This window comes from Halosimplex marinum, assembly GCF_051414075.1.
Lineage (GTDB): Archaea > Halobacteriota > Halobacteria > Halobacteriales > Haloarculaceae > Halosimplex > Halosimplex marinum.
The window spans coordinates 174,872-192,173 of record NZ_JBLKNY010000004.1; the positions used below are offsets into that span (position 1 = coordinate 174,872).

Consider the following 17,302-nt stretch of genomic DNA (forward strand, 5'->3'; position numbering starts at 1 on the left):
AGCTAGTCAACTAGCCTTCGATTCGTGTCACGTCCGCCAGGGGCGCGTCCTCGGCCTCGACGAGGAGTTCGAGGACCTTCCTGGTGGCCTCGCGGACGTGGCGGTAGAAGGTGGGCGAGGCGATCCCGAGCACGTCGGCCAGTTCCTCGCCGGTGGAGTTGCGGGGGGAGGCGAAGTAGCCGGCGTGGTAGGCGAGCGCGAGCGCCTCGCGCTGGCGGTCGGTCAGCCGCTCGGCGACGGCGGTCCGGGTCAGCTCGACGGTCCGCACGTCGCGGTCGCGGGTCCGCTTGGCGACGAAGACGGTGTCCTCGCCGGCGGCCTCGACGGCGGTGATCAGCGCCTCCACGTCCGAGCGGGGCGCCGTCTCGCAGCGGACCGTCGCCACCTCGCCGGTCGTCTCGAACTCGCGGACGGTCGCGCCTCGCTCGACCAGCGCGGCCACGGGGTCGGCGCCGCCGGTCACCTCGACGACGCCGGTCTCGCCGTGGGCCTCGACCACCCGGGCGCCGGCCACGGCGTCACGCTCGGTGAGCCCATCGGCGACCGCCTCCGGGCGGGCGCCGTCGACGGCCACGTAACAGACGTACGACCCCTCGGCGGCGGGCGCGACGCCGTTCAGCGAGAGCCGACAGCCCAGCTCGCCCGCGACGCTCGCCGTCGGCGAGTCGCGGGCGCCGAGTTCGAACTCCAGCTCGACGACGGTGTCGGTGTGGAGCAGCTGCCGGTTCTCGGCGGCGTTGATGGCGTGGCCGACCCGCTCGCCGAGTTCGGCCAGGAGCCCCCGCTCGTACTCGTCGAAGGCGTCGGGCCGCGCCGAGTAGACGGTGACGACCCCGAGCACGGAGTCCCCGTAGACGACCGGCACCACCGCCTGCGACTGGAAGCCGCGGGCCAGCGCGCGCTCGCGGCGCGGACCCGCCTCGGGGGCCGTCGTCAGGTCCCGGACCGCCTGCACCTCGCCGTCGGCGACCGCGCGGCGGTAGAGGGCGTCCTCCGCCTCGCTCCCGGTTGCCCCACCCCCACCCCCGCGCCCGTCGTCGCCGAGCCCGAGGTCGAGCCCCTCGACGAACTCGTCGTCGACGCCGGCCCACTCGCGGGGCGCGATCTCGTCTGCGGCCGCGTTGTACTCGCCGACCCACGCTGCGAGGTACGTCTCCGAGGCGGTCAGCTGCTCGCAGACACCGCGGTCGACGGCCTCCCGGGTGTCCGCCCGCGCCAGTTCGCGGTTGATCGGCCGCAGGCTCTCGATGATCTGTTTGATCCGCCGCAGGGAGTTGCGCTGGCTCCGCAGCTCGCGCTCGCGGCGCTTCTGGTCGGTGATCTCGTCGTTGACGGCGACGAACCGCTCGATGTCCCCCGCGTCGTCGACGATGGGGGCGATCGTCTGGTTGACGACGTAGGGCTCGCCGGACTTGCGGCGGTTGCGCACCTCGCCGGTCCACACCTCGCCGTCGCGGATCGTCTCCCAGAGGTCGGCGAAGAAGTCGGGGTCGTGCTCGCCGGAGTTGAGGATCGAGGGGTCGGCGCCGACCGCCTCCTCGGCGCCGTAGCCGGTGACCCGCTCGAAGGTCGGGTTGACGTACTCGATGGTGCCGTCGGTGTCGGTGACGTAGACGGAGTGGCCGGCCTGCTCGACGGCCTTCCGGAAGGTGCGCAGGTCCTCCTCGGCGCGCTTGCGGGCTACCAGCGCGCCCAGGTCGGCCGCCACGTCGGTGACGGCCTCGACCAGTTCCTCGTCGGCCGCCCGCCGCTCCCGGAGGAAGAACGTCAGCACCGCGACGACGCCGTCGTCGGTCTCGATGGGGACGCCCAGCGCCGCCTGGAGGCCGACTTCCTCGGCGGTCCCCGTCCGGTGGAACGTCGACTCCGGGACCGCCGAGGCGTCGGGGATCCACTCGGCCGATTCGCTCGCCCAGACCCGCCCGGGCAGCCCCTCCCCGGCGTCGAAGGTCACGCCGCGGCTGGCCGCCAGGAACGGCTCCAGCCGCTCGGACGCGGCGTGGCCGACGAGGTGTTCGAGGCGGTCGCCGTCGGCGGCCGGCACCCACGCCTCGCCGTAGGCCCACTGCGTGCGCTCGCAGACGGCTTCGAGGGTCGTCTCGACCCCCTCGCGGAACCCGTCCGCGTCGGCGATAGCGTGGTTGACCGTCGCCAGCAGCTCGCGCTCGTCGGCCAGCCGCTTGCGGTCGGTCCGGTCGCGCAGCCGCAGGTCGAATCCCTGGATGTCTCCCTCGCCGTCCCGCCGGGCCGCGACGGCGACGTGCGCCCAGAAGTCGCTCCCGTCACGTCGCAGTCGCCACCCCTCCGTCTCGACCGCGCCCTCGGTCCGCGCCCGGTCGAGCGTCTCCGCCGGGTCGGCATCGGCGTCGCCGGGGTACAGCAGCGACAGGTCCGCGCCGACGGCCTCGGCAGCCGACCAGCCGGTCAGCGCCTCGGCGCCGCCGCTCCAGGCCGTGATCCGCCCGTCGGCATCGAGCGCGATGCGGGCGGTGTCGTCGTCCAGTGCGTTCCGCCCGGTGTCGTCCGCCGACGGGCCGTCCCCCGGCACGTCGTCCCCGGCGTCCCCGTCGGACGCGTCGCTATCCGGCGCGGCCGGCGCAGTCCGGTCGCCCCGCGTGAGCGTCACGACGACCCGCCCGCCGTCGGCGGGGCTGACCGTCGCGGCGACGCCAGCTTCGACCGCCTCGACGGTCTCCGACCCGCGCCACGCGACGCGCCGTTCCGCGCCGCCGTCGGCGACCGCCGCGACCGCGTCGACCGCGGGATCGGGCAGGACCGACTCGACGGCGCTCCCGGCGAGGGCGGCGGGTTCGTGCCCGAGCCACCGCCCGGCGCGGTCGTTGGCGAACGCGACCCGCCCCTCGTCGACGACGAGCACGCCGGCCGCTGTCGCGCCGGCGACGGCCGCCAGCGTCTCATCCGCGTCCGCGCCGTCGACCGCGTACCCGCGTCGGTCCCGTTCAGCCGTCTCCGGTCGCGATCCGTTCCCCGTCACGTCGGGAAACTACGTCGCGAGCGCGCAAAAGCGTATTCCACGGGACCGGGGGCCGGTTCCGGGGACTCGACCGGCCGACCCGCTCGGCGGTCCGGCGTTCTCAGCGAGCTGTAACTACCGAAACACAGGTACGCCGGTGTGGGGTAGCATTCGACAGGGCGAGTCCGATGACGCACCATCCCGACCACGAGATCGAGCTGTACCGCGACGACGGGATCTACCGGGTCTTCGTCGACCTGCCGGGGTTCGACCCCGAGGACATCGACGTGACGTGGGTCCACAACCGGCTGACGGTCTCGGCGCGGCGAACGGGCGGCCCCGGGAGTTCGCGCGTGTTCGACCACGAGGTGAACGTCCCGCGGGCGGTGGATACCGACGGCATCACCGCGACCTACCGGGACGGCGTCCTCGACGTGGAACTCCCCGTCGCGGGCGGCGAGGAACCGCCCGGCCGGACGATCGAGATCGACGAGTAGCGGTGGAGCTGACGGGGGAAAGGAAGGGAAGAGAGGGAGGGGAGCACTCCGGTTCGTGTCCCCGCCGTCGGCTCGTGGCACGGCCGTCGGGTACCCGCGGACCGCGAATCAGACGACGGTGAACTGGTCGGCGACCTTCGTCTCGACGGTCTCGTCGTCGGCCTCGACGGTGACCTCGTAGCGGTAGGTTCCCCGCTCGGTGTCGGGGCTGGTGGCGATCTTCGACCCCCAGGTGTCGGCGTCGTAGGCCTCGTGGTCGCCCTCCCAGTTCAGCTCCAGCGGGCCGTACTCGGCGTCGGGGAACTCGACGCGGACCGCGTCGACGGCGTCGTCGTCCAGCGGTTCCCCCGTCTCGGGGTCGTAGAGGGCGACGTGGAGGCCGACCTCCATCCCGGCAGCGAACCGGCCCAGGCTGGCACAGGAGGTGGTCGTCGGCGGCGGCGTCGGGGTCGGGGTGGCGGTCGGCGTCGGCGTCTCCTCGGAGCCGCCGTCGGGGTCGTCGGGATCGTCCGTTCCGTCGCCGGGGTCCGTGGGAGTCGCCGGGCCGACGGGCTCGTCGGTGGTGGTCGTCTCGGTCGTGACCGTCGGCGTGTCGGTGTCGTCGTCGCCGGTGCCGGGGTCGGTGATGTACTGACAGCCGGAGACGCTCGCGGTGGCCCAGGTCGCCGCGCCGGCCGCCATCAGTCGCCGCCTCGTCACTCGCCCGTCGCTGGACTCCGACCGTTCGTCCTCGCCAGGCGGTTCGCCCTGTTCGCCCGCGCGGTCGTCGCGGTCGACGCCGGAGGTGTCGTCAGCCATCTCGTTAGAGTCTTCGGCGAGTTTCGGGTAAAACGGCGGGCGTCTCTCCCAGCGAGTAGGAACTACGGGGAGGGTTTTGTCGACACCTCCGGGAGTTGTGTGTGTATGAGCGGCGACAGCAGCTACTCGACCGACCAGGAATCGTCCCCCGGCGCGGACGAGCCCGACGACGGGGCGACCCGTCGGCGCGTGCTCGCCGGCGGCGCCGCCAGCTGGGCCACCGTCGCGCTCGCCGGCTGTCCCGGCGGCGACGCCGACACCGACACCCCCGAGCCGGCGGCCACCGACACGGCGACGCCGACCGACACGCCGACGGCGACGCCCGAGCCCGAACCGGAGAACTACGTCGTGACCGCCGAGACCGGCACGGGGGAGGTCCCCGAGGGCGCCGCGTTCGCCTCCGCGTGCTCGGCGACCCGGCGGTTCGTCCCCGGCATGCTGGCGGTGTTCTACGTCGGCATCTACGACCCCGAGACGGGCGACCAGCTCACCGACGAGGATCTCGACAGTGTCGTGGTCAACGTCGAGGGGGGCGGGACCGCCGAGCTCTCGTGGGCGGGTGACGACGAGGAGGACCCCGCCGAGGAGTGGGCCGGCTCCTGGCAGCTCCCCGACGACATCTCGACGGGCACCTACCCCTACACGGTCGAGGTCACCGACGGCGACGCGAACTTCCGGGACGTGGGCATCCTCGAGGACGCCATCGAGGTCATCGAGTACTCCAACCCGACCAACTACGTCGTCACGACCGAGACGTTCTGGAACGGCGCGCCCGTCGAGGCCGCGAGCGGCTTCGTCGGCGGCTGCGTCCCCGAGCGGCAGTTCAGCCCGGAGATGGACGTGACCTTCTCGGTCGGCATCTACGACGGCTCCAGCGGCGACCTCGTCGGCGGCGACGCGCTCGACTCCGTGACGGTGGAGTCGACCGACGGCGCCTTCGACCCCGTCGAGCTGTCCTGGCAGGAGGGCGGCGAGGAGTCGACCGCCCAGTGGACCGGCACGCTCGAGACCGAGTCGCTCGACCCCGGCAGCTACGGGTACGAGGTGGTCGTCACCGACGGCGAGGCGAACTTCTACGACGTCGGGATCGCCTCGAACCAGTTCACGATCATCGAAGTGTAGCGACCGCGCGACCCCGCCGTCTCTCACCAATGAACCAGCCCGACGACACGCGACCGGAGGAACCGACCGGCGACGGGCCGGAGCAACGCGCGGTTGCGGACGACGAGCGCCCGGCGGCTGGCGCCGAAGCGGATCCCGCGGCCGACGGCGACGGCGTCGAGCGCCTGGAATTTGCCGACGCCGTCTACATCGACGCCGCGCCCGACGAGCTGTGGGCGTGCCTGTCGGACCCGGAGGCGCTCACGGAGTGCGTGCCCGGCGCCGACGCCATCGAGCGGCTCTCGGAGCGGCGCTACTCGGTGGAGATCACGCGGGGGGTGAGCCGGCTCACCGTCTCGCTGTCAGGCGAGGCCGAGTTCGTCGAGATGGACCCGCCGGACCACGTCGTCACGAGCGCGAGCGCCTTCGACTCGACGACCGGCAGCGAGTTCGACGTGCTCGCCGCCATGGAGATCCAGGACGGCGACCGCCACGCCTCGAAGCTGGCCTACACCGCCGAGGTGACCTACAGCGGCGGGGCCGCCACGCTCAACCCGTCGGTGCTGCGCCCCATCGTCGAACGCGACATCGACACGTACTTCGCCAACCTCACGACAGCCATAGAGAGCGACGACTGACCGGGGTCACGTCCCCCGTCATCGAAGGCTGGCCTACCACAACCCCCTGTGGCTCGTGAGCACGAATCCCGGGGGATCCTCGGTGTCGCCGTCGCCGAACAGCTCCGCCAGGAAGGATAGCGAGTAGGTGTGGCCGGCGATCTCGACCGGCCGCCGCTCGGGCGGCTCGTCGAAGCGCTCGGCGTACCGTTCGACCGTGTCGCGGTTGACCTGGAGCCCGTACCGGCGCCGCAGCAGCCGCTCGCAGGCTGTGGGCGACCGCTCGACTGCGTGGAACCGACACAGGTCGACGACGGGCTTCGCGTAGTCGCAGTCGGAGTAGAACAGCGCCGAGAGGTCGCCCTGGTAGGAGCGCCCGCAGGCCGTACACTCGTACTGCTGGACAGCGACGCCCACGTCCTTGATCCCCTCGTCGGTGACCAGCCGCGCGACCGTCTTCGGCTCGCGCTGGGAGCCGTTCTTCCGGCGCTCGGTCGACCCGCAACCGGGACACGGCCGCGGGTCGCCGGCCCGGTCCCCCGCATAGCTCCGTAGCTCCTCGTGGATCGCGTTGACGAACAGCGGCGAGACGACCGGGTCCGGCGCCTTCTCCGTCGGGCCGCGCATGAGCGGCGATCGGGTCCCCGCGCTCAAGAATCTTCACGTCAGCGTTCGATCTCCGATATCACGTTATCATTCTGATCTACCGGTCCCGTCTATCACGTCAACGTTCGACCGATGTCTTCCCATCAAATAGCAATCTGCACTATCCGTTTATCCGCACGGGGGGTAGCCACGGGTGTATGACGGACCAGCGTTCAGCGGACGAACGAGGACCCGACGGGGTCGACGGCCGCCGGGGTCGCGCCGGGTCGCCCTCGCGGCGGGCGTTTCTCGCGACGGGCGCGGCGGTCTCGGCAGCGTCGCTCGTGGGGTGTCTCGGGAGCGGCGCGGGCAGCGGCCCGGCGACGACGACGGGCGGCGGCGAGCCGGAGCCGCCGTGGACCACCGACCAGCTCGTCGACTACGTCGACGACGGGACGACCGTGACCATCTACGCCGGGTCGGGGGAGCAACCGACCTGGAACGGACTCGTCGACGTGATCAACGACGAGTTCGACGCCGGGCTGGAGGCCGACGTGGTCTCGGCCGGCGGCTCGCAGATCTCCCAGCGGATCATCCAGGAACGGCAGGCCGGCGAGGACCAGGCCGATCTGGTCGCCAGCGCCACTGACATCAGGAACCTGATCTACGAGGACGGCGAGTCCGTCGCCGAGCAGTACTACGAGTGGGACGTCGACGGGAACTTCTGGTTCGGCGAACAGCTGGAGGACTACATGACCCTCCCGTGGGGCGCCTCGGCGTTCAACGGCGGCGCGTCGTCGGTCATGCCGGTCAACCGGGAGATCTTCGAGGAGCGCGGCCTCGACATCCCGACCAGCTACAACGACCTCTTCGACGACCAGTACGAGGGGCTGGAGCTGATCATCCCCACGGGCCCCGTCACCAGCCAGATCGGGTGGATCGTCGGCTACCACGCCGAGCAGACCGACATGGGGAACATGGAGTGGATGGAGGCGATCGTCGACCACTTCGAGGTGACCGGCTACAACTCCCACTCCGACGGCGGGCGCGCCGTCGCCCAGGGGAAGGTCCCGCTGATGTTCTACAACTTCCCGTGGACGATAGCGGAGCTCGTCTCGGAGTTCCCCCTGATGGGCAACTTCGTCGAGCCGGTGAAGTGGAACACCTTCGAGGGGCTGTTCTCGATCAACCGGGAGGCCCCCCACCCGTGGGCAGCGCGGCTCGTCCTCAGCGCGATGCTTGAGGCGCCGGTCCAGCGGCGGCTGATAAACGACGTGCCGAACGTGACCGCCGCGCGGACGGACCTGGACTTCTCCGACGTGGAGATGAGCGACTACGCGCGGAAACGGCTCACGACCGAGACGACGCCGGTCGGGTTCTGGGAGGGCCAGGAGTACACCGAGATCGGCCAGCGGGCCGTCGAGGACGCGATCGAGTTCTGACCGTCCCGCCGCGTCGGCGCTCGTCGCTGCGCGCCGCTCACCGCGCCGCTCGCCGCTCACCGCACCCCGACTCGCTGACCACGGAAGACACCGAGACCACACGACCCCGGACACCCTCACGATGCCCACGCACCCGCAGTTGACCGTGACTGACCTCGACAAGCGCTTCGGGAGCGAGTACGCCCACCGGGGTGTCGACCTGACGGTCGAGCGCGACGAGATCGTCGCGCTGCTGGGGCCCAGCGGCTGCGGCAAGACCACGCTGTTGCGGTGTATCGCCGGCGTCGAGGTGCCCGACGGCGGGGAGATCCGGATCGGCGGCGAGACGGTCCACGGCGACGGCGTCTCCCGTCCCCCGGAGGACCGCGACCTCGGGATGGTGTTCCAGAACTACGCGATCTGGCCGCACAAGACCGTCTACGAGAACGTGGTCTTCCCGCTGCAGTACGCCGACAACCCGTTCCCCGAGTCGGAGTACGAGGCCCGCGTCGAGGAGGTGCTGGAACTCGTGCGGATCGGCGACCTGAAATCGGCGCCGGCGACCGACCTGAGCGGCGGCCAGCAACAGCGGACCTCGCTGGCGCGGTCGCTCGTCCACGACCCGGACCTGCTGCTGATGGACGAGCCGCTGAGCAACCTCGACCGGGAGCTGCGAAAGGAGATGCGCGACGAGCTCCAGCGGCTCCAGCACGAGCTCGGCGTCAGCGTCCTCTACGTGACCCACGACCAGGAAGAGGCGTTCTACCTCGCCGACCGGGTCGTCCTGATGCGCGACGGCGAGACGGTCGAACGCGGACAGCCGGCGGAGCTCCACCGCCGCCCGTCCTCGCCGTTCACCAGGCGGTTCGTCGGCACGCACAACCGCTTCTCGGGGACGGTCGACGTGACCGCCGACGGCGACCGCGTCGTCCGGACCGACCTGGTCGAGTTCCCGCTCGACAACGTCGACTACGTCTCCGACGGGGTCGGGACCGGCTCGGTCCGCTGCTTTCTCAGCCCGTCGGACGTGGAGATCGGCGGGTTCGCGGGCCGGCCCGACGGGCGGCTCGAACTCGCCGGCACCGTCGTCGCCGAGGGTATCCTCGGGGACACCTACGAGCTGACGGTCGCGTTCGACGGGGCGGCGACGGACCTGGTCGTCCACACGGAGACGGTGCGCGACCGCGAGCGGGGCGACGAGATACGCCTCCACGTCCGGCCGGAGGCGATACAGGTGTACCCGGCGGGCGACGGATGACCGGCGCCGACCGGAGGGAGGACCCCGTGAGCGTCCGCACGCGGCTCGGCCGGCGGGTCCGGAGCGCCCGAACGCAACTCGCCGAGCGAGTGCGGAGCGTCCGCGCCCGCCTCGGCGGGCGAGTGGGGAGCATCCGCACGCGGCTTGGCCAGCGGGTACGGAGCGTCCGCGACGCCCGCGAGTCGCCGCTCGAAGCCCTCCCGGCGCCGAGCGGGACCGACGGCTGGGCGCGGCGGCTCGTCCTCGGCGGGTTCGCGGTCGCGACCGTCCTGCTGACGCTGGTCCCGCTGGTCTTCCTGCTGTGGACCAGCGTCTGGGACGGCTACCCGGGCCAGTTCTCCGGGTCGGTCACGCTCGGGAACTTCCGGGCGGTCTACCTGGAGAACGCCTTCGATATCGGTGCCCTCGTGGGCAACTCGCTGTTCGTCGCCGGCGGGACGACCCTGATCTCGATGGGCGTCGGCCTCGCGTTCGCGTGGCTGCTCGTGCGGACGAACGTCCCGACCAAGGACGCGATGGAACTCGTGCTGATCTCGCCGTACGCCGTCCCGGGGTACATCTACGCGGTCATGTACATCACCGCCTACGGCCCGGACCACGGGCTGGTGACCTCCGCCCTCGTCGGCGCGCTCGGGCTGGAGGCGCCGCCCGTCGACATCTTCAGCCCGACCGGGATCGTCGTCGTCGCCGGCGTCGACGCGGTGACCTCGGTGTACCTGCTCACCGCGCCGGCGCTGCAGGACATGGACGCCTCCCTGGAGGAGGTCGCGCGGATCCACGGCGCGAACGTCCTCCAGACGGTCCGGTCGGTCACGTTCCCGGTCATCCTGCCGGCGATCCTGACGGCGCTCATCGTCCGGTTTTTGCTCGGGCTCGGGGAGTTCTCCATCGTCGCGATCCTCGGCGCCCGCGAGCGCTACGAGGTGTACGCCACCGCGATCTGGAAGGCCGTCCGGCTGCGGGCGCCGCCCGAGTACGGCCAGGCTGCGGCGCTGTCGATCAGCCTGCTCGTCGTCGCTGCCGTCCTGGTCTGGTACCACCGCAAGGCGACCAGCCGCAAGGAGGACTACATGACGGTGACCGGCCAGGGCTACCAGCCCCACACCTGGGACCTCGGGAAGTGGCGGTGGCCGCTCGCCGGCGCGCTCTGGGCGTTCATGCTGCTGGTCTGGGTGCTCCCGGTCGTCGTGATGGTAGTCGTGTCCGTCCACTCGGTGTGGGGCGGGACGGTCGACCTGTCGCGGCTGACCCTCGCCCACTACGCCGAGGCCGTGACCAACCCGCGGTTGCGCGGCGCGTTCGTCAACAGCGTCCTCGTCAGCTTCGCCGGCGCGACGCTCGGGACCGTCCTCGTCGTCGGCCTGTCGTACTACACCGAGCGGACCGACTACCCCCTCCGCGGGGCCGTCGACTTCCTCTCGCTGTCGTCGGTCGCGATCCCCGGCGTCATCACGGGCGTCAGCGTCCTGTTCACCGCGCTGTGGGTCGGCAAGGTCCACCCGCTGGTCGACCTCTACGGGACGCTGTGGATCGTCGTCATCGGCTGCGTCATCGCCTACATCCCGATGTCGTCGCGGCTCGCCATCGGCAACATCGTCCAGATCCACACGGAGCTGGAGGAGTCGGCCCGGATCGCCGGCGCCACCTGGGTCCAGCAGATGCGCGAGGTGTTCCTGCCCCTCTTCCGGAACACGTCGGCGATCATCTGGTTCTACCTCCTGATCCACATCTTCCAGCTGATCACCATCCCGCTGATGGTCTACTCCTCGGACACGATGGTCGTCCCCGTGAAGGTGTTCAACATCTACATGAACACCGCCAACGTCGAGCTCGTCTCGGCCATCTCGACGGTCTTCGTCGGGCTGACCTTCCTCGTCCTGCTCTCGCTGCGACTCGTCGGCGTCTCCTTCCACGACATGAACGTCGAGTAGACGACAGTCCACCTGTCCCGGCCACCACGACCACCGCACCCCGGACCGACCCGGTCCGGGTCCACGGACCGACCCCGGCCTTCGAGGCCGCGAACCGACCGCCGACCACCGACCGCCGACCACACCGAGAACTCACCCATGCCAATCGACCTGTCGATCGCCTGCGGCGACCGAGACCTGAACCGCGCGCTGCTCGCCGGCGACGTCGAGCCCGACGGGGTCGACGCGACCAAGACGCCGGTCTACCCGTCGAACCGCCACCGCCGCTTCTTCGCGAACCTGGAGTTCGATGTCTGCGAGGTGTCGCTGGCCTCGTACCTCTCCTCGCGGGACCACCGCGAGGAGTACCCGTTCACCGCGATCCCCGTCTTCCCGGCCAAGCGATTCAGACACTCGTTTTTCTACAAGCACGCCGACGCCGACGTGGACGGCCCCGCCGACCTGACGGGGAGGAACGTGGGCGTCTCCTCCTGGCAGACGACCGCCAACGTCTGGATGCGCGGGATCGCGGGGGAGTACTACGGCCTCGACCTCGACTCGGTGACGTGGTACCGCCGGAAGGGCGACGACGTGCCCATCTCGATCCCGGACCGCTTCGACATCCGGCCCGTCCCCGGCGAGCACGGCGGCGACGCCGTCGCCGAGCGCGAGGACCTCAAGCGGGCACTGTTCGAGGGGAAACTGGCGGCGGCGATGGACCCGGCGGGGTCGCTGTTCTGGGACGTGGCCGAGTCCGACCGGGCCGAGTTCGTCTTCGACGACCCCCTCGCCGCGGAGCGCGAGTACTTCGAGGAGACCGGGATCCATCCGCCGATGCACGCCGTCGCCATTCGGGACGAGATCCTGGAGGAACACCCGTGGGTCGCCACGGAGATCTTCGACGCCTTCTGCGAGGCCCGCGACGCCTGCCTCGAACGCAACACCAGCCCGAGCGCCAACGCGTCGCTCACCTGGGCGCACCTCCACCTGCTCGAACAGCGGGAGGTCCTCGGGGAGGACGCCTGGGCGTACGGCCTGACCGAGCGCAACCGGAGAGGGCTCGAAAAATTCGTCGAGTACGCCCACGACCAGGGGCTGGTCCGGCGACCGTACGACGTGGACGAGCTGTTCGTCGACGGGGTCGCGTAGCCGCGGAATGTGACGAGCGGACGTGTCGACGGCGAACCGCCCGAGGGGCCGTCGCGCCGCGGATCCCACTGCGCTGGAATCCGAGGAAGGTATTCCCCCGCCGGGGTCGCACCCTCGCACATGACGGTCGAACTCTCGGTCGCGCTCGGCGACAGGGACATCTACAAGCCGCTGTTGACCGGCGACGTGCAGCCGGACGGCATCGACGCGACGGTGATCTCGGAGTACCCGCCCAAGCGCCACCGACGCATGTTCGAACACCTGGCGTTCGACGTCTGCGAGGTGTCGCTGGCGTCGTACCTCTCCTCGCGCGAGCGCCGCGAGGAGTACCCCTTCACCGCCATTCCGGTGTTCCCGAACAAGCGGTTCAGACACTCGTTTTTCTACAAACACGCCGACGCCGACGTGGGCGAGCCGGCCGACCTCGCAGGGAAGCCGGTGGGCGTCCAGTCGTGGCAGACGACCGCCAACGTCTGGGTCCGCGGGATCGCCGCCGAGCACCACGGTCTCGACCTCGAATCCGTCGAGTGGTACCGGCGCCGCGAGGACGACGTGCCCGTCGACCTGCCCGACCGCTTCGACATCCGGCCGGTGCCCGGCGCGCAGGACGGCGACGCCGTCGAGCAGCCGAAGGACCTCCGCGAGATGCTCTTCGAGGGGGAGCTCGCGGCAGCGATGGACCCGGCGGGGTCGCTGTTCTGGGACGTGGCCGAGTCCGACGAGGCAGAGTTCGTCTTCGAGGACCCCCTCGCCGCCGAACGGGAGTACTTCGAGGAGACCGGCATCCACCCGCCGATGCACGCCGTCGCGATCCGGGACGAGGTGCTCGACGAGCACCCGTGGGTCGCGACCGAAATTTTCGACGCCTTCTGCGAGGCCCGCGACGCCTGCCTCGACCGCAACACCAGCCCCAGCGCCAAGGCCTCGATGACGTGGGCGCACCTCCACCTGCTCGAACAGCAGCGGATACTCGGTGACGACGCCTGGGCGTACGGGCTGACCGACCGAAATCGCCGCGGCCTCGAAAAGTTCGTCGAGTACGCCCACGACCAGGGACTGATCCCACGGGAGTACGACCTCGCCGAACTGTTCGCCGAGAACGCCGTGGAACTCACCGGCTGACCGCTGTTCTCGGCCAGCCGGTTCCCCGAGAGTTTCCTGGACGGGCCGCTACGCGTAGTAGTCGGTGTCGAGGTGGTCGGTCGCGAACAGGTCGCCCGCGTCGTAGCGCTCGGCGGCGACGCCCTGGTCGTGGGCGTACCCGGCGAGCGTCTCGACGGCCGTGACGTTGTCCTCGGTGAGCCCGTACTCCCACGGGTCGTCGCCCAGCACCGACCGCTGTTCGTCGGCGTACACGTCCGCCCACACGAGCGGGAGTTCCCGGGGTCGCTCCAGCGCGCCCAGGCCGATCTCCTTCGCGCGCTCGAAGGCGTCGTACAGCGGCTGGACGACCCACGGGTGCTCGTCGAGCACCTCGTCCCGGACGACGATAGCGTGCATGATCGGGAAGATCCCCGTCTCGCGGTAGTACCGCTGTTCGACGGCCTTCGCGTCGTCGAACAGCCGGCGCGCGTTCGCGACACCGGCGTCGACCGGGTGGAAGACGCCGTCGATCTCGCCGCGCTCGATCATGTCCTCCAGGAGGCCGATGGTCGACCCCTGGTGGCCGACGTACTCCAGGTCGATCCGCTCGGGCACGTCCACGTCGACGATCTCCGAGCCGCCGGCGACCCACTCGACCGAGGCGAGGTCGAGTCCGTGGCGGTCGGCGAGGGTCCCTCGCTGCCAGATACCCGTCGTCGTCTGCCAGTTGACGATCCCGACGCGGGCGCCCGCGAGATCCGCGACCGAATCGATCCCGGCGCCCTCGCGGACGTACATGTACGCGTGGCGGAACTTGCGGAAGGGGAAGACCGGGATCGCGGTAAAGGGGAACCGATCGGCGTCGCGGCGGGTGGCGAGGTAGGTCCCCATCGACAGCTCGCAGGCGTCGAACTCCAGGTCCCGGACCATCCGGGAGAACCGGACGGGGTTGGGGTAGTTCACCGCCGATAGATTGATCCCCTCCGGTTCGACGCGGCCGTCCCGGAGCGGTCGCGTCCAGGCGTAGGGGTGGACGGCGAGCGAGAGATCGAGCATCACTCGGTGACCTCGAAGGCCATGTGCAGGGCGGGCAGCGGCCGGACGGGGTGGTTGTCGAGATACGAGAGGTGCGGGCGCACCTCGAACTCGGGTTTCTCCTCCTGCATGTCGAAGAGGCTCGGGTACACGTCGACGAAGTGCCAGCCCGGCTCGCCGGCCGCGCGGAGCCGCGCGTGGACGGTCCCCTCCTTGTCGTCGCCGGCGGTGCCGCAGACGTAGCCCAGCGGCGTGTTGTCGTAGACGAAGAAGGGGGCGTTCTCGTAGATGGTCCAGCCGATCCCCGACAGCTCGATGTCGATCTCCGTGCCGACGGGGCCGCGGACGGGCGCGAACGTCTCGATGGACGGCTGCATCATGAAGCCGGTCACGGCGACCTCGCGGCCGTCGACGGCGGCGGTGATCGGCCGGGTCGACCCCTCCGCTCGCGGGATGGCGATCTCCGTCTGGAAGCTACCCTCAGCGTCAGTCTCGACGGTCGGCAACACGTCCGGCTTGGGTTCGGGGGTAATGGGGATGCCCTTGACGCGGTGGCCCTCGTGGCGGTACCAGATCAGGTCGACCTCGGTCTCGGCGGGGAAGTTCCGGCCGGTGAGCACGGCGGTCGTCCCCGCCTGGCCGGAGGGCGGGGAGATCTCCAGCTCGGCCTCGCCCTCGGCGTCGATCTCGGGGTAGTGGACGCTCATCGGCTGCTCGTCGAGCAGCGGGTCGACCCAGGCGGTCCGGGGGTCGTCGTCCGGTTCGGTCACCTCGACGGTCCAGACGGACTGGCGGCCGCCGGCGACCGGGCCGTAGGGCGACTGAGTGTTGTTCTGGAGGTAGGGCACGCCCTTGTAGTTGCGCCACACCTGGATGACGTGCTCGCCGGGCGGGCCGACCGCGCGGATCTCGGCGGTGGCGGTCCCGCGGTTCATCACGCCCGTCACGAACCCGACGTTGCCGTTGTCCCAGGAGACCTGATAGTTGTTCGTGACGACGTTCGGGCCGATCCCGTAGCCGGTGATCGTGAACGCCTCGCCCAGCGGCGCCTCCGTGCGGTCGATCTCGAAGTGGGGCGTGACCGAGAACTCGTCGCGCGCGACGACGTTGCCGTCGTCGTTCGTGACCTGGATGCGGTGGGCGCCGCCGTAGTCCTCCGGGACCGTCCACGTCTCGTCGAAGGCGCCGTCGGCGTCGGTCCGAACGGTCCCGATCTGATCGGTTCGGGGCTGGTACTGCGGGCCGACGACCTCGTTACCTTCGAGGACGCCCCACCGGCCCTCCGTCGAGTTCCACAGCAGTTCGTACTCCTCGTCGGCCGGGAAGTTACGGCCCTTCAGGGTGATCTCGTCGCCGACGTACCCCTCGTCGTCGCTCAACACCAGCGTCCCGTCCGAGCCGCTGCCGCGGCGGTGGCGCTGGAGCGTCTCCTTCAGGTCGCCGGACACTCCGGATTCGTCGTCCATGTGTGTCCGTTCGCCGCTCGCTCGAATACGTCTGTGCCAGCTTCTACGCTGACGGTGGACACGGCAAGAGTTAAGGGGTGAACGGCGGCCGCGGTCGCCGTTCGCGACCGCGGCGGAAACCGAGAAGGAGACTGCCGGAGCGGCCGACGGGACCGACCTACCCGAGGAACAGCCGGAGCTGCGGGTAGTCTTTGACGATGTCGAGCTGTTCGATGCGGGCGTCGAGGCCGAGGATGCGGCCGGCGCCGAACGCGCCGAGGCCGAACAGGAGGAACACGTACACCATGTGGTAGTCGATGAGCAGGGCGTTGTCGAAGGGGTAGGAGGCCAGCCAGTAGAACAGCATCATGGTGGCCCCCCAGAACGCGCTGAACCGGACGAGCACGCCGAGTATCAGCGCCAGGCCGACCAGCGTCAGGCCGAGCTGGTTCAGCGGCGTCAGCAGCCACGCCCACTCGTTGCCCATCGTCGTCCACAGGCCGGTCAGCGGGTTCCCGTCCGGGATCCCGTACAGCAGGAACCCGCGGACGCTCCACTCGGGGTCGACGACCTTCGTGATCCCGGCGTAGAAGAACGTCCAGCCCATGATGACCCGCAGCGCGAACAGCGCGTAGCCGATCCACGTCTCGGAGTAGGTGAACTGCACGTCCCAGCCGAACACCTTGGATTCGAGTTCTCGCGTCGCCATACGCCCACGTTCTCCCAGAACGCTGATAAGGGGAGTCGTGATTCCCAGCCGCTGGGACCGACCGAGCGGGGTCGACATCCCGATTCCGGCGAAACCGCCGGACGGCACGGAGATACGTGCCGGATCCCCGCGGAACCGCGAGCGCCCTCGATACCCCCGTTCCCGGACGGCAAGAAGGCCGTCCGGGCTTGAAGGGCGCTCCCGCGGTAGTCGTCCACACGGCCGGGGACGCGTCGGTCGCGGTCCGGGTGCCATCGCCGCTCGCCGCGGCTCCGGCGGTTCGGACGGCGAACCGCTCCCCGACGGTGATCCACCATGTCGACCCACACCACGCTGACGGTCGCGACGCTCGTCGTGACGACGGTCGCTGTCGTCTTCGGCGCGCTCGTCGCCTCGCTCGCATACAGGGCCGCCAACCGAACGTCGTCGCGGTCGCTGCAACTGCTCAGTTACGGGCTCGGCGCGGTCGCGCTCGGCCCGCTGGTCGGCGCGCTGGGCGCCGTCACCCTCGGGCTCGACGCCGAATCGACCCTGTTTGTCCAGGGACTGCTCGTCGCGCCCGGGTTCGCCCTGCTGGTCCGCTCGCTGTATCCCGCTCCCGAACCCGTCCGGGCGTGACGCCGGCCGGGGACGACGGACAGCCCCGTCGTATCGGTCGGCGTGTGTCCGCCGCAGCGAGGGGTCGAGCGTAGCGCGCCCGAAGCGGACCGGCGACGAACA

At 70.6% G+C, this 17,302-nt stretch carries 15 protein-coding genes; 9 read left to right on the forward strand and 6 right to left on the reverse strand.

Going from position 1 to position 17,302, the window contains the following annotated elements:
* Positions 1-10 precede the first annotated feature (10 nt).
* Positions 11-2,995 (reverse strand): PAS domain S-box protein, encoded by a 2,985-nt coding sequence (locus ACMGFI_RS09120; protein ID WP_436909089.1) that lies wholly within the window; start codon positions 2,993-2,995, stop codon positions 11-13.
* Positions 2,996-3,162: 167 nt separating this feature from the next.
* On the opposite strand from ACMGFI_RS09120, the gene ACMGFI_RS09125 reads away from it, so the two are divergent.
* On the forward strand, positions 3,163-3,471 hold the full coding sequence (locus ACMGFI_RS09125) for an Hsp20/alpha crystallin family protein (RefSeq protein ID WP_436909091.1): 309 nt from the start codon (positions 3,163-3,165) through the stop codon (positions 3,469-3,471).
* Positions 3,472-3,579: 108 nt separating this feature from the next.
* On the opposite strand, the gene ACMGFI_RS09130 is transcribed toward ACMGFI_RS09125, so the two are convergent.
* Entirely contained in the window at positions 3,580-4,269 is a 690-nt protein-coding gene (locus tag ACMGFI_RS09130; protein ID WP_436909093.1) for a hypothetical protein, read from the reverse strand.
* A gap of 105 nt (positions 4,270-4,374) precedes the next feature.
* Between ACMGFI_RS09130 and ACMGFI_RS09135 the strand changes: the two genes are divergently transcribed.
* On the forward strand, positions 4,375-5,391 hold the full coding sequence (locus ACMGFI_RS09135) for a hypothetical protein (protein WP_436909094.1): 1,017 nt from the start codon (positions 4,375-4,377) through the stop codon (positions 5,389-5,391).
* 29 nt (positions 5,392-5,420) lie between these two features.
* Positions 5,421-6,008: an SRPBCC family protein gene (locus ACMGFI_RS09140; protein WP_436909097.1), complete on the forward strand. Its 588-nt coding sequence runs from the start codon at positions 5,421-5,423 to the stop codon at positions 6,006-6,008.
* 33 nt (positions 6,009-6,041) lie between these two features.
* Here ACMGFI_RS09140 and ACMGFI_RS09145 read toward each other — a convergent pair whose 3' ends face one another.
* Positions 6,042-6,614, reverse strand: a complete 573-nt coding sequence (locus ACMGFI_RS09145; RefSeq protein ID WP_436909099.1) for a hypothetical protein — start codon at positions 6,612-6,614, stop codon at positions 6,042-6,044.
* 176 nt (positions 6,615-6,790) lie between these two features.
* On the opposite strand from ACMGFI_RS09145, the gene ACMGFI_RS09150 reads away from it, so the two are divergent.
* The 5 genes from ACMGFI_RS09150 to ACMGFI_RS09170 all read left to right on the forward strand — a co-directional run bounded on the left by ACMGFI_RS09150 (position 6,791) and on the right by ACMGFI_RS09170 (position 13,432).
* Positions 6,791-8,014: a transporter gene (locus tag ACMGFI_RS09150; RefSeq protein WP_436909102.1), complete on the forward strand. Its 1,224-nt coding sequence runs from the start codon at positions 6,791-6,793 to the stop codon at positions 8,012-8,014.
* 145 nt (positions 8,015-8,159) lie between these two features.
* Positions 8,160-9,251 (forward strand): ABC transporter ATP-binding protein, encoded by a 1,092-nt coding sequence (locus tag ACMGFI_RS09155; RefSeq protein ID WP_436909105.1) that lies wholly within the window; start codon positions 8,160-8,162, stop codon positions 9,249-9,251.
* A gap of 26 nt (positions 9,252-9,277) precedes the next feature.
* Positions 9,278-11,182 (forward strand): ABC transporter permease, encoded by a 1,905-nt coding sequence (locus ACMGFI_RS09160; protein ID WP_436909108.1) that lies wholly within the window; start codon positions 9,278-9,280, stop codon positions 11,180-11,182.
* Positions 11,183-11,320: 138 nt separating this feature from the next.
* Complete coding sequence (locus tag ACMGFI_RS09165; RefSeq protein ID WP_436909110.1) at positions 11,321-12,310, forward strand: substrate-binding domain-containing protein; 990 nt, start codon at positions 11,321-11,323, stop codon at positions 12,308-12,310.
* Between the two features lie 120 nt (positions 12,311-12,430).
* On the forward strand, positions 12,431-13,432 hold the full coding sequence (locus tag ACMGFI_RS09170) for a substrate-binding domain-containing protein (protein WP_436909112.1): 1,002 nt from the start codon (positions 12,431-12,433) through the stop codon (positions 13,430-13,432).
* 48 nt (positions 13,433-13,480) lie between these two features.
* Here ACMGFI_RS09170 and ACMGFI_RS09175 read toward each other — a convergent pair whose 3' ends face one another.
* The 3 genes from ACMGFI_RS09175 to ACMGFI_RS09185 all read right to left on the reverse strand — a co-directional run bounded on the left by ACMGFI_RS09175 (position 13,481) and on the right by ACMGFI_RS09185 (position 16,582).
* Positions 13,481-14,449: a substrate-binding domain-containing protein gene (locus tag ACMGFI_RS09175; RefSeq protein WP_436909113.1), complete on the reverse strand. Its 969-nt coding sequence runs from the start codon at positions 14,447-14,449 to the stop codon at positions 13,481-13,483.
* Complete coding sequence (locus ACMGFI_RS09180; RefSeq protein ID WP_436909115.1) at positions 14,449-15,894, reverse strand: hypothetical protein; 1,446 nt, start codon at positions 15,892-15,894, stop codon at positions 14,449-14,451. The genes ACMGFI_RS09175 and ACMGFI_RS09180 overlap by 1 nt, the downstream gene beginning before the upstream one ends.
* 157 nt (positions 15,895-16,051) lie before the next feature.
* Entirely contained in the window at positions 16,052-16,582 is a 531-nt protein-coding gene (locus ACMGFI_RS09185; protein ID WP_436909116.1) for a DoxX family protein, read from the reverse strand.
* 315 nt (positions 16,583-16,897) lie between these two features.
* Between ACMGFI_RS09185 and ACMGFI_RS09190 the strand changes: the two genes are divergently transcribed.
* Entirely contained in the window at positions 16,898-17,200 is a 303-nt protein-coding gene (locus ACMGFI_RS09190) for a DUF7521 family protein (RefSeq protein WP_436909118.1), read from the forward strand.
* The last annotated feature ends 102 nt before the right edge of the window (positions 17,201-17,302 follow it).